The organism is Sphingomicrobium nitratireducens, from assembly GCF_026157035.1.
In the GTDB taxonomy this organism is placed as follows: domain Bacteria; phylum Pseudomonadota; class Alphaproteobacteria; order Sphingomonadales; family Sphingomonadaceae; genus Sphingomicrobium; species Sphingomicrobium nitratireducens.
Map to the genome: position 1 here is coordinate 684,224 of NZ_JANJZA010000001.1, position 12,705 is coordinate 696,928.

At 66.2% G+C, this 12,705-nt stretch carries 10 protein-coding genes; 4 read left to right on the top strand and 6 right to left on the bottom strand.

What is annotated here, in order from left to right; translation table 11 throughout:
- Positions 1 to 9 precede the first annotated feature (9 nt).
- On the top strand, positions 10 to 855 hold the full coding sequence (gene ku / locus NNY25_RS03445) for a non-homologous end joining protein Ku (protein WP_265569951.1): 846 nt from the start codon (positions 10 to 12) through the stop codon (positions 853 to 855).
- A gap of 55 nt (positions 856 to 910) precedes the next feature.
- Positions 911 to 2,719, top strand: a complete 1,809-nt coding sequence (gene ligD / locus NNY25_RS03450) for a DNA ligase D (protein ID WP_265569952.1) — start codon at positions 911 to 913, stop codon at positions 2,717 to 2,719.
- Here the strand turns inward: ligD and pip are convergent.
- The 5 genes from pip to NNY25_RS03475 form a co-directional block, all read right to left on the bottom strand.
- A complete protein-coding gene (pip, locus tag NNY25_RS03455; protein WP_265569953.1) occupies positions 2,716 to 3,678 on the bottom strand; it encodes a prolyl aminopeptidase in 963 nt (320 codons plus the stop codon). The two genes, ligD and pip, sit on opposite strands and share 4 nt — an antisense overlap.
- 64 nt (positions 3,679 to 3,742) lie before the next feature.
- Positions 3,743 to 4,555, bottom strand: coding sequence for a class I SAM-dependent methyltransferase (locus tag NNY25_RS03460; RefSeq protein WP_265569954.1), 813 nt, complete (start codon positions 4,553 to 4,555; stop codon positions 3,743 to 3,745).
- An 89-nt stretch (positions 4,556 to 4,644) separates the two neighbouring features.
- Positions 4,645 to 6,924: a TonB-dependent receptor gene (locus tag NNY25_RS03465; protein WP_265569955.1), complete on the bottom strand. Its 2,280-nt coding sequence runs from the start codon at positions 6,922 to 6,924 to the stop codon at positions 4,645 to 4,647.
- Between the two features lie 172 nt (positions 6,925 to 7,096).
- Complete coding sequence (locus NNY25_RS03470; protein ID WP_265569956.1) at positions 7,097 to 8,467, bottom strand: glutamate--cysteine ligase; 1,371 nt, start codon at positions 8,465 to 8,467, stop codon at positions 7,097 to 7,099.
- A 37-nt stretch (positions 8,468 to 8,504) separates the two neighbouring features.
- A complete protein-coding gene (locus NNY25_RS03475; RefSeq protein ID WP_265569957.1) occupies positions 8,505 to 9,245 on the bottom strand; it encodes a 16S rRNA (uracil(1498)-N(3))-methyltransferase in 741 nt (246 codons plus the stop codon).
- Between the two features lie 27 nt (positions 9,246 to 9,272).
- Here NNY25_RS03475 and ubiA point away from each other — a divergent pair, with 27 nt between their 5' ends.
- Both ubiA and NNY25_RS03485 read left to right on the top strand, forming a co-directional pair.
- Positions 9,273 to 10,184, top strand: coding sequence for a 4-hydroxybenzoate octaprenyltransferase (ubiA, locus tag NNY25_RS03480; protein ID WP_265569958.1), 912 nt, complete (start codon positions 9,273 to 9,275; stop codon positions 10,182 to 10,184).
- A gap of 18 nt (positions 10,185 to 10,202) precedes the next feature.
- Positions 10,203 to 11,549 (top strand): TldD/PmbA family protein, encoded by a 1,347-nt coding sequence (locus NNY25_RS03485; protein WP_265569959.1) that lies wholly within the window; start codon positions 10,203 to 10,205, stop codon positions 11,547 to 11,549.
- Between the two features lie 55 nt (positions 11,550 to 11,604).
- Here the strand turns inward: NNY25_RS03485 and NNY25_RS03490 are convergent, their stop codons facing one another.
- Positions 11,605 to 12,624, bottom strand: coding sequence for a hypothetical protein (locus tag NNY25_RS03490; RefSeq protein ID WP_265569960.1), 1,020 nt, complete (start codon positions 12,622 to 12,624; stop codon positions 11,605 to 11,607).
- Between the last annotated feature and the right edge of the window lie 81 nt (positions 12,625 to 12,705).

Below are 12,705 nucleotides of genomic sequence, written 5' to 3' on the forward strand. Positions count from 1 at the left end.
GGAAAGCTCATGCCCGCGCGTCCGTCCTGGCGGGGACATCTCAAGCTCGCGCTCGTCTCGATCGCGGTCGAAATCTATCCCGCGGTCAAGAGCGGGCGGACTGTTGAATTCCACCAGGTGCACGAACCCTCGGGACAGCGCGTGCGCTACGAGAAGGTAGTGCCGGGCATCGGCCCCGTCGACCGCGACGAGATCGTCAAGGGCTACGAGGTCGAGAAGGGCGAATACGTGCTGATCGAGCCCGAGGAGGTCGAAGCGGTCAAACTCGAATCGAAGAAGACGCTCGACCTCGTCCAGTTCACCGACCTGCACGGCATCGATCCGATCTATTTCGACAAGCCCTATTTCGTGGTGCCCGCGGACGATGTCGCCGAGGAGGCCTTCATCGTGCTGCGCGAGGCGATGCGAAAGACCAAGTCGGTCGGGATCGGCCAACTGGCCATGCGCGGGCGCGAATATGTCGTCAGCCTCAAGCCGTGCGGCGACGGCATGGTGCTGGAGACGCTTCGCTACGAGGAGGAATTGCGCAAGGCATCCTCCTATTTCCGCGAGATCGGCGAGGCCAAGCCCGACAAGGAATTGGTCGAAATGGCGGTCAGCCTGATCGACAAGAAGAAGGGCGAATTCGACGCATCCGAGTTCGAGAACCGCTATGTCGAGGCGCTGCGCGACCTGATCGACAAGAAATTGAAATCCAAGGGCAAGCGCGTGATCGGGGACAGCGAGGAGGAACGCCCGGTGGGCGGCGACAATGTCGTCGACCTGATGGCGGCGCTGAAGAAGAGCCTCGAAAGCGACCGGAAACCCGCCGGAAAGCCCGCCAAACGCAAGGCTGCCGGCGGCAAGGCAAGTTGATTCTCGTGATGCAACCGTTGCACGAAAAAAACAATTGTCGCGCGAGAATCAAGCCGTGACCGAGGCGCCGCGCTTCGAAAAGCCCCAGCTCGCCACCCTCGCCGACCGCGTGCCGGTGGGGGACGACTGGATGTTCGAATATAAATATGACGGCTACCGCCTGCTGATCGCGACCGGGGAGAAAGGTGCCGTCGCCTACACGCGCAACGGCAAGGACTGGTCGCATCGCTTCCACGTGCTGGTCGAGGCCGCGGCGAAGACCTTCCCCCCGGGCTGCCTCGTCGACGGCGAAGCAGTCGTGCTCGGCAAGGACGGAAAGCCCGACTTCGGCGCGATGCAGCGTGCGCTTAAGGACGACGGATTGGCACCGCTGACCTTTTTCGCCTTCGACCTGCTGGTCGATCGCGGCGAGGACGTGACCGGCCTTTCCAACGTCGAGCGCAAGGCGCGCCTCGCCGCGCTGATGAAGAAAGCCGGGCCGCCGCTCCATTTCGCCGACCATGTCACCGGCGCGGGGGAGAAGATGCTGGAGGCGATCTGCGCCGAGGGCGGCGAGGGGGTCATCGCCAAGAAAGCCAGCGCGCCCTACCGCCACCGCCGCACGCGCGACTGGCTCAAGATCAAGTGCATCGCGCGCCAGGAATTCGTGATCGTCGGCTGGGCGAAGAGCGACAAGCCCGCGCGCGCTTTCAAGTCGCTCCTGCTCGCCGTCAACGAAGGCGGCGCGCTGCGCTATGCGGGCAAGGTCGGCACCGGCTTCACACAGGAATTGATGGACGACATCCGCGCCAAACTCGACCGCCTGTCTCGCAAGACCCCGCCGCTCGACGTCCCCAAAAGCGATGCGAAAGACGCGCACTGGGTCACCCCCGACCTTGTCGCCGAGATCGCCTTCACCGAGTTTACCCGCGCGGGAACGTTGCGCCATCCCAGCTTCATCGGGCTGCGCACCGACAAGCCCGCCCGCGAGATCGTGCGCGAGGCGCCGGGCCTGCCCACCGCCGCCTCGCTCGGCATCAGGATCAGCAGCGCCGACCGCCTGATCTTTCCCGACGCCGCGATTACCAAGGGCGGGCTTGCCGACTATTACGCCGCCATCGCACCCGCGATGCTCGAGACCGCCGCGCGCCGCCCGCTTACCCTCGTGCGCTGCCCGCAGGGGCGCGCAAAGAAATGCTTTTTCCAGAAGCACGATCATGGCGGGCTGGGCGAGGCGGTGAAGACGGTTCCCGTCACCGAAAAGGACGGCGAGACGGCCGACTATCTGTGGACCGAAGCGGCGGAAGGGCTGCTCGCCTGCGTCCAGATGGGCACGATCGAATTTCACGGCTGGGGCAGCCGCATCGACAGTATCGAGAAGCCCGACCGCCTCGTGTTCGATCTCGACCCCGACGAGGGTCTCGACTTCGCCGCCGTCTGCGATGCTGCGGCGCGCGTTCGCGACATCCTCAAGGCCATGAAGCTCGAAAGCTTCCCGATGCTCACCGGCGGCAAGGGCGTCCACGTCATCGTGCCGCTCGAGCCCAAGGCCCAATGGCCCGCCGTCAAGAGCTTCGCCGACCGTTTCGCCCGCGCGCTCGCCGCCGACGATCCGGACCATTTCACCGCTAATATCCGCAAGGCAAAGCGCGAGGGGCGCATCTTCATCGACTGGCTTCGCAACCAGCGCGGCGCCACCGCGGTGCTGCCCTATTCGGCGCGCGCCCGAGAAGGTGCCCCCGTCGCAGCGCCCGTCACGTGGGACGAACTGGCAAAGGCGCAAGGCGGAAATATCTGGTCGGTCACCGACCTTCCCGAACTGCTCGAGCGCCATACCGACCTCGCCGGCTGGGGCGAGGCGAAGCAGGTGCTCCCCGACCTCTAGAGCGCGCTCTTGCCAGCGAAACGGTCGGTCGCGCGGATCAGCCCGTCGAGCACGCCCGGCTCGTTGAACAGGTGGCTGCCGTCGTCGACGATGTTGAGCTCGACCTCGGGCCACGCTTTCTTGAGCGCCCAGGCCGCCGACGGCGGCGTGCAGCTGTCGTGGCGCCCCTGGACGATGATGCCCGGGATGTGGCGGATCTTGCCGATATCGCGCAGCAGCTGCCCGTCCTCGAGCCAGCAGTCGTGCTTGAAATAGTGGTTTTCGATCCGCGCTACCGCGAGCGCGTGTTCGGGCTCGGTGAATTCCTCCATCACGGCGGGCTGGGGCAGGAGCGTCACGGTCGCTGCCTCCCAGCGGCTCCAAGCCTTGGCCGCTTCCAGCTTCGCGTCGCGGTCTTCGCCGGTGAGGATCGCGCGATAGGCGGTGACGGGATCGTCGCGGCCGTCCTCGGGCAGCGGGGCGAGGAAGCGTTCCCACTCCTCCGGATAAATTTCCGACGCTCCGTAGCGGAACAGCCAGTCATATTCGCTCTGGCTGGCGAGGAAGATGCCGCGCAGCACCAGCTCGGTGACACGCTCGGGATGCGTCTCGGCATAGGCCAGGCTCAACGTCGAGCCCCAGCTGCCGCCGAACACCATCCACTGCTCGTGGCCGCACATCTCGCGCAATTTCTCGATGTCCGCGACGAGGTGCCAGGTGGTGTTGTCGTCGAGGCTCGCGAACGGGGTCGAGCGACCGCAGCCGCGCTGTTCGAACAGCAGGATGTCGTAGAGGTCGGGGTCGAACTGGCGGCGATGGTCGGGACCGATCCCGCCGCCCGGCCCGCCGTGCAGGAACACGACCGGCTTGGCGCCTTTTGTGCCGCACCGCTCCCAGTAGAGCGAATGCCCGTCGCCGACATCGAGATGCCCGCTCTCGAACGGCTCGATCGGCGGGTAGAAGGTGCGACGCTCGGACATGATGGGCTCCCCTGTGTTTCGTTCTCCCTAGCCGCGCCGTCGGGCCGAGGCCAAGCGAAACCCGTCAGGCCGACGCACGCACCACGTGGGCGGCCAGCGGCATCTCCGTCGGCGCCTTTCCAAGCGCCTCTTCCAGTCGGTCACGAATACGCAGCCGCATCTCCTCGGGTGAAGGTCCGTCGCGTTCAAGGATCTCGTGGTGGAGCGGATTGCCGTAGACGATCCCTCGCGAGAATGCGTCCCAGTCGGCGACCGGGGAATCGATCGCGACCCGCTTGAGGCGGATGTCTGCAAAACCTGCCTGCGCCAGATCGTCGGCGATCCGGTCGGCCTCCGGATAGGAGAAGGGGTGTCGGTAAAAGCTCGGCGCATCGCCCGGATAGGCTTTGTCGCACACGTCCTGCGCGATGGCGGCGAACGGGTTGGCGTCGTGTCCGCACCAGGAGTTGAACCAGTAGGGCCGCCCCGGCCGGAGAACGCGCTTCGCCTCGCGGTAGGAGGCGACCTTGTCGGGAAAGAACATGACACCGAATTGGCAGGCGAGAGCGTCGACGCTTCCATCTTTCAGTCCGATCGCCATTGCGTCCGCCTCGGCGAAACGCACGGTCTTCGATCTTCCGACACGCTCGTTGGCGAGCGCGAGCATCGGCAGGTTGAGGTCGGTAGCGAGGATCATCGTCGCGGGAAGTGCCCGCGCAAGCGCGCGGGTCAGGATGCCTGTGCCGGCCGCCAGTTCGAGCAATTCGGCGGGCGCCGCTTCCTCGCCCGCGATCCGCTGCGCAAGATCCTGCGCGAACGGTTCGAACAGGACCGGGCCGAGCCCCTCATCGTAATGCGCAGGGAGCTCGCCCTCGAAGACGGCATAGGGATCGGTCATCGCGCCCTCCTTGGCAGAAGGGCTGATAGCACAAAAAAGGGCGGCCGGTCCTCTCGGACCGACCGCCCCGTTGTCGCGTACGCCTCCGGTTAGAAGGTCACGCCAAGCTCGACACCCCAGATGCGCGGCTCGTTGACCATCGCGGTGAGGTTGTTGAAGTCGATCGCGCTGACCGCGCTCTCGTCGTTGGTGATGTTGCGGACAAAGCCCGCAATGTCGAACCGGTCGGTCTTGTAGCCGACGCGAAGACCGCCCTCGGTCAGCTGCTCGTCCTGGAACTCGGCCGCCTCGTAGAGGAAGAAGTTGATCTTCGAACGGTGGTACCAGTCGGTGAACACGTAGACCGAGCCCGGACCGACCGGATGCTCGTAGCCGGCCGAGAAGTTGAGCGTCCACTTGGGCGCCTGCGGCAGCGCGTTGCCGTCGATGTAGACGATCGCCGGCTGGAACGGCGCGGCGGGCGCGAAGATCGGGTCGAGCACGGTGCAGGCCGCGCCGCACGTCTCGACCACGAGGTCGCTGTCGTCGATTTCGGTGTCGTTGTAGCTGAGGCCCGCGCCGAGCGTGAAGCCCGGGGCCGGACGCGCCTGCAGTTCCGCCTCGAAGCCCTTACCCTTCACCTTGTCGGCGTTGAGCAGCAGGTTGGCGTTGGCCGCACCGCCGACCGCCGAAAGCTGGAGGTCGTCGGTCTCGAAATAGTAGCCGGTGAGGTTGAAGCGAACGCGGCGGTCGAACAGGACCGTCTTGATGCCCGCTTCGTAGCTCATCGTCTTTTCGCTGTCGGCGGTGGTCACGTCACGGTCGAACAGGATGCGGCCCTGGATCGCCGGGGCGCGGTAGCCCTTGGCGACGCGGGCGTAGACGTTGACCTCCTGGCTCAGTTCCTGGATCGCCGATACGTCCCAGGTCAGCACGCTGTCCTCGACGCTGGTCGTCGTCTCGCCGACCGGGCCGCCGCCGACGAAGAGCGGGCGCACGTCGAACAGGCGCTCGGCGACGAGCGTCTTCTCGTCATGGTTCCAGCGAAGGCCGCCCTGCAGGGTGAGGCCGTTGTCGAACGCGTAGTTGAGCGAGCCGAAGATGCCGATCGCCTCGGCGTCCTGCATCTGGTTGACGATCGCCGACGGATCGGTCGCGGTGGGCGAGCCGAAGTCGAAGCTCTCGATGTCCAGCTTCTCGTTGAAGTAGAAGATGCCGGCCTGGTAGCCGAGCCCGCCCGTATTGTTCGAGGCGACGCGCACTTCCTGCGTGAACTGGTCGAGCGAGGGGATGTTGTCCTGGCTCTGCGCGGCGAAGGGGATGAAGCCCGGGCCGCTATTGGGATCGCTGAACGCGTCCGAAAAACCGCCGTCGATGTCGCCGCGGCTCTCGAGCTTGCCATGCCAGTAGCCGGTCACCGAGTAGAGCGTGGCGGCGCCGAAGTCGTATTCGATCGTGCCCGAGACGTTCTCGACGTTGAGGTCCTGGAAGTTAAGGCCGTCGGCGCGGGTCTCGTCGCGCTTGAACTCGCCGCCGTCGATGCCGATCAGCTTGCCGGTACCGGCTTCCAGCGCGTTGGCGCGGAACACGCGCGCATCGCCGTCGAGGTCGCGCATCTGGCCGACGAGGCGAATCTTGAGTGCGCTGGTCGGCTCGAACAGGAGCTGCGCGCGCAGCGCCATGTCGTCATAGCCTTCGAGGTTTTTGTCGCCGTCGACGTCGACATTGTCGATCCAGTCGTCGCGGTGCTGCCACATGCCCGAGATGCGGATCGCAACCGTGTCGCTGAGCGCGCCGCCGACGCCGGCTTCGGCGTTGATGGAGTTGAAGCTGCCGTAGCTGACCTTGGCGTAGTTGCGGCCTTCGCCGGCCTTGACGCTGTCGAACTTGACGATGCCGGCCGGCGTGTTGCGGCCGAACAGCGTGCCCTGCGGCCCGCGCAGCACTTCGACGCGGTCGATGTCGAAGGCCGGGAAACCCTTGAGGATCGGGTTCTCGAGCACGACTTCGTCATAGATCAGGCTGACCGGCTGCGACGCGTTCAAGTCGAAGTCGGTATTGCCGAGACCGCGGATGTAGAAACGCGGGAAGGTGCGGCCGAACGAGCTCTCGATGTTGAGGCTGGGCACGCGGCCCGCGAGGCCGCGAATGTCGGCGCCGCCCGAATTGACCGCGGCCAGCGTGTCGTCGCCGACGGTCGCGACCGACAGCGGGATGTCCTGCAGGTTCTCGCTGCGGCGCGTCGCGGTGACGACGATCTCGTCGAGCCCCTCGGTCGCGTCCTGGACGTTGGTGTCGGTGTCGCCGGTCGCCTGGGCGAAGGCGGTGGCGGGCGAAAGCGTCATGGCAGCGGCCATGGCGACGGTCGTGAGAAGCTGGGTGCGGCGCATCGGTAGAAACCTTCATGTTTCGTTGAAAGAGCAGGCCCCCGCGCCTGCCCCGATGCTTCGGGCCGTCTACTGACCGGCCGCCCGGAGTCAATGTGAGCTTGTCACCCTCGTGAAGAATTCACGCGCCCTGTGTCGAGCAGGCGACAAATTTTTCGCTAAATCGCGGGGAAGCCTAAAAACTTTCCTCTTCATAGATACAATCTATGGCGCTGCCCCATTTGCCGTGATAGCGCTCCAGAAGCCGGTCCGCGGGACTTTTCCCGCTCGCCACCACGTCGCGCAGCGGATCGAGGAAGCCGACCTCGCTGTCGCCTGCCGCATTGTAGCGTTCGCGCGCCGCGAGGCCCTGCGCCGCGATATCGAGCACTTCGCCGGCGAACTCGCGCATCATGCGCCCGCCCGGCACGGCGGCGTCGAGCGCCTGGCGCGGGACAGCATGGCGCACAGCCTCGCGCTCTTCGATCGACCAGTCCTTGACGAGGTCCCACGCCGCATCGAGCGCACCCTGGTCGTAGAGCAGGCCGACCCACAACGCCGGCAGCGCGCAGATCCGGCCCCACGGTCCGCCATCGGCGCCGCGCATCTCGAGAAAGCTCTTGAGCCGCACTTCGGGGAAGATGGTCGAAAGATGATCGGTCCAGTCGGCGACCGTCGGCTTCTCGCCCTCGAAGCCTTCGAGCCTGCCGTCGAGAAAATCGCGGAAGCTCTTGCCCGCTACATCGTGATACTTGCCCTCGCGCATCACGAAATACATCGGCACATCGAGCGCATAGTCGCACCAGCGCTCGTAACCGAACCCGTCCTCGAACACGAACGGCAGCATGCCGGTGCGGTCGGGGTCGGTGTCTTCCCAGATGTGGCTACGGAAGCTCTTGAAGCCATTGGGCTTGCCCTCGGTAAAGGGCGAATTGGCGAACAGCGCCGTCGCGACCGGCTGCAGCGCAAGCCCGACGCGAAACTTCTGCACCATGTCCGCCTCGCTCGCATAGTCGAGGTTGGTCTGGATGGTGCAGGTGCGCAGCATCATGTCGAGCCCGAGGCTGCCCACGGTCGGCATGTAGCGCCGCATGATCCCGTAGCGCCCCTTGGGCATCCAGCTGAGATCCTCGCGCTTCTTGTCGGGCCACATGCCCAGCCCGAGGAAACCGAGCCCGAGCTTTTCGCCTACCGCTTTCACCTGCTTCAGGTGCCGTGCGGCCTCGGCGCAGGTCTGGTGTAGATTGTCGAGCGCGGCGCCAGACAGTTCGAGCTGCCCTGCAGGTTCGAGGCTGACGGTCCCGTCCTCGCCGGTCAGCGCGATCAGCTTGCCGTCCTCGATCACCGGATTCCAGCCGAACTCGGTGAGCGCGGTGAGGAGGTCGCGGATCCCGCCTTCCTCCTCCCAGCTGGGCGCGCGGTGGTCGCTCACGCGATAGACGAATTTCTCGTGCTCGGTGCCGATCCGCCAGCGCTCCTCGGGCTTTTCTCCGCCCGAGAAGACGGCAAGCAGGTCGTCGCGGCTTTCGACGGTCGGGCTCTCGGAGAGATCGGTGCGCGTGGTCATCGCCGCGCGCATACGCGTTGCGCGATGCAACGAAAAGTCATTTCCAATCCCCGGCGCCCGCCATGAAGGCGGCGACGGCGGCGAGCGCGGCGGTTTCGGCGCGTAGGATGCGGGGTCCCAGCGAGATCGCGACCGCCCCCGGCGCGGCGCGCACGGCGGCGCGTTCCTCGTCCGTGAACCCACCTTCGGGGCCGACCAGGATCGTCGATGGCGCGGGCTCGAACGCGGACAGGGCGGGCGCGCCGCCTTCCTCGTCGCAGAAGTAGAGCGGCACGCCCGCGTCGCGCCGGTCGAGAAAGGCGCCGAGTTTCAACGGCGGCAGCAGTTCGGCAAGCGCGGTGCGCCCGCATTGCTCGGCGGCCTCGACGATATGGGCATGCATCTTGTCCGGATTGACCTTGTCGACCACCGAACGCTGCATGATCACCGGCTGGAGCTTCGCCACGCCCAGTTCGACCGCCTTCTCGACGAGGAATTCGATCCGTCCCTTCTTGATCGGCGCGAAGGCGAGGGTGAGGTCGGGCACCGTCTCCTGCGGCCTGGTCTGGTGCCCGGGCGCGAGCAGCAGCCGCTTCTTGTGAATTTCACCGATGGTCGCGAGCCATTCCCCGTCGCGCCCGTTGAACAGCAGCACCGGATCGCCGACGCTCTTGCGCATCACCTTCGCGAGATAGTGCGCGCCGTTGCCCTCGACAGTGACGCCGATGCCTTCGCCCAGCGCCTGCTCGACGAACAGGCGCGGCGTCGACTTGGGCGGCCAGGCGGGGGTTGCGACCATGCCCCCCGATAGTAAAGGGAAAGCGCGATGGCTACCGATCTCGTCCCCGACAGCGAACGCACCGGCCTGATCGGCGCGCTTCCGCGTGCCTGGCGTCCTTACGGCTCGCTGATGCGGCTCGACCGGCCGATCGGGACGTGGCTGTTGTTCTGGCCGTGCGCATGGAGCGTCGCGCTGGCGGGCGTCGGGGGACGCTGGGACCTGTTCGCCTGGTTCCTGCTGGGCGCCTTTGCGATGCGCTCCGCGGGCTGCGCCTATAACGACATCGTCGATCGCGATCTCGACCGGCAGGTCGAACGCACCCGCCTGCGCCCGCTCGCCTCGGGCCGCGTTCCGCTGGCGGGCGCATGGGCGCTGACCATCGGCTTGTGCTTCGTCGGGCTCCTCGTGCTGCTACAGCTCAAGACGATGGCGCAGTGGCTGGCGCTGGGCAGCGTCACGCTGGTCGCGGCCTATCCCTACATGAAGCGCGTCACCTGGTGGCCCCAGGCATGGCTCGGCTTCGTCTTCTCGTGGGGCGCGCTGGTCGGCTGGCCCGCGGTGACCGGCATGATCGCCATCCCCTCCATCATCCTGTGGGCGGGCACCGTCTTCTGGGTAATCGGCTACGACACGATCTACGCGATCCAGGACATGGAGGACGACGCGCTGGTCGGGGTGAAGTCGAGTGCCCGAGCGCTGGGGAGCCGCGCCCGCCCGGTAGTCGCGCTGTTCTACCTTGCCGCGCTCCTCCTGTGGGGCGCAGCGCTGCACCTCGCCAAGCCGCACTGGCTGGCTGTCGTCGCGCTGCTTCCGGCCGCGCTCCATCTCGGCTGGCAGGCGCTGCGCATCGACCCCGCCGACGGGGCAGGGGCGCTGCGCCTGTTCCGCTCGAACCGCTTCACCGGCCTGCTCGTCTTCGCGGCCTGCCTCACCGTCGGCTTGTCGGTCGGCGGCTGAGCCCCTACCTCGCATTCCATGAAAAGTCCTGCCGAGGCCCAGGAGGCCGTCCAGTCCCTCATCGAACGCGCCACCAGGGCCGGGGCCGATGGTGCCGACGCCGCCTATGTCGGCGAGCGCTCCTCCTCGGTCACCGTGCGAAACGGGGCGCTCGAGGATGTCAGCCGCTCGGAGGGCGAGCGCATCGGCATGCGGTTCCTTCTCGGCCACCGGGTCGCCGCCGCGTCGACTTCCGACTTCTCGAACGCCTCGCTCGATGCGCTGGTCGAACGGCTCGCGGCGATGGCACGCGAGGCGTCCGAGGATCCCTATGCGGGGCTCGCGCCCGAAGAACTGCTGCTGAAGGGCGAGCCGCCCGCGCTGGATCTCGGTGACGGCCTCGAACCCGATCCCGATGCCCTCAGGACTCGCGCGCTCGAGACCGAGGCCGCCGCGCTGGCCGTCGAGGGGATCACCAACAGTTCGGGCGCATCCGCGTCGGCATCGGGGCACGTTTTCGCGCTTGCCACCAGTCACGGCTTCTGCGGTGCCTTCCGGAGCGGCGGACACGGCCATTCCGTCAGCGTGATCGCGGGCGAGGGGTCGGCCAAGGAGCGCGACTATGACTGGCACAGCGCGCGTCACCTCGAGGACCTGAAGGACCCCGCCGAGATCGGACGCCTTGCCGGCACGCGCGCCGCCGCCCGCCTGTCCCCCAGGCCGATCAGGCCCGGCACCTACCCGATCCTTTTCGACCCGCGGGTCGCCACCACCTTGCTCGGCCACCTGGCAGGCGCGCTCAGCGGCGCTGCGGTCGCGCGCCGTTCGAGCTTCCTTCAGGAAAAGATGGGCGAGCGCATCTTCGCACCCGGCATCCGCATCGTCGACGACCCCTTGCGCGACCGAGGGTTGCGCAGTCACTCGTTCGACGGCGAGGGACTCCCGGTAGAACGGATGGACATCGTCGAGGACGGGGTGCTGCAAACCTGGTTCGCTGCCTCTGCCGCGGCCCGCCAGCTCGGTATCGCGCCCACCGGCCACGCCATTCGCGGGCCTGCGGGAAGCCCCGGTGCGGGACCCAGCAACTTCTACCTCGCGGCGGGCGAGAAATCGCAAGCCGAACTGATGGCGAGCGTCCCGCGCGCGATCCTCGTCACCGAGCTGATCGGCCATGGCGTCAACGGGGTGACCGGCGACTATTCGCGCGGCGCGGCGGGCTTCCTCGTCGAGGGCGGCGAGATCGTCCACCCGGTCAGCGAGATCACCATCGCGTCCAACCTTACGGACATGTTCGCCTCGCTGGTCCCCGGCAGCGATCTCGAATTGTGGCGCGGCATGGACGCGCCCACGCTGATGGTCCCCGAAATGACGGTCGCCAGCGCCTGACACGAAAAGGGCGCCGCCCGCAGGCGACGCCCTCGTTCGATGGTACCTGACCGGACTAGCGCGAACCCTCCGGCCGATAGCCTCTTGCCCAGGTCACGAACGTGCGTATGGCTCGCCGCGAATTGATGACCTTGACGTATTCGTTGGGGCGACCTTCGCTGTCGAAGCCGACGATCTCCCCGTAGCGGCCCTTGCCCGCACTTGCGGGAGCGACAGCGCCGACTTCGCGGAACTGGAAGGGGTCGAGGTTTCCGGGCCTGCCGCCACCCCCTTTCTTACCGCCACCCTTGGTCGAGGTCAGGTCGCCATACATGGTCGTCGAAAGCAGCACTTCGTAGTCGACCTTGCCGGGATCACGGTTGTCCTTGCTGCGCTTTCCGTCGCCATAGGCGTTGGCGGTATAGTCCATGCAGCTACCCTTGTTCGGATTGTAGAAGGCCTCGTCGAGATGGCCGAGGCCCCATGTGTGGCCGATTTCGTGGCACATCACGAATTCGCGCTGACCCTCATCGTCATAGGCACTCGAATAGCGCGCATCGCGAAAATAGCTGTCGTTGATCCGCGCTGTGGCCCAGAGAAGGTGAAACGTCGACGGGTCGTAATCGATATTGGCGATGCCGACCCAACCGACATCGGTCGAATAATGGTCGGAGCACACCAGCACCTCACCCGGAATACCGGGACACAGCGACGAAGTGACTTCCGCGTTCGTAACAGGATCACCCGTTTCCGGATCGTATCCGTCGACATACCTTGGCGACTGGGTGGTGATTTCCGTCAGAACGATCGGCGACGGAAGGTCCGTGCTGAAATCGCTCTGCCATTTCTCAAGAGCGCCGGGACGTTGGGTAGGTGAAGCTGCCTGCGAATAATATTTATCCCAAGTCCCTGACCAACCAGTCCCCGATGGAGGCGCAAAAACATGCGAGATTTTCATCTGCAGCGCATCGGCACCCGGCGTCGCGCCGCCAATGTCCCATCTAAGATCCGCCCATTGATGACCCGTGCCCGCAGATGCGCTGGTCGTGGCAAGTGCGAGCGCCGCCGCGCCGCCCAGAATGATTGATTTTTTCATGTCCCGTCCCCTCGTTACACACGCGGTCCGGCGAGTCGCGCCTCACCGCGCAAGGAGACAAGGTCCGCTTTTTCCTAATCT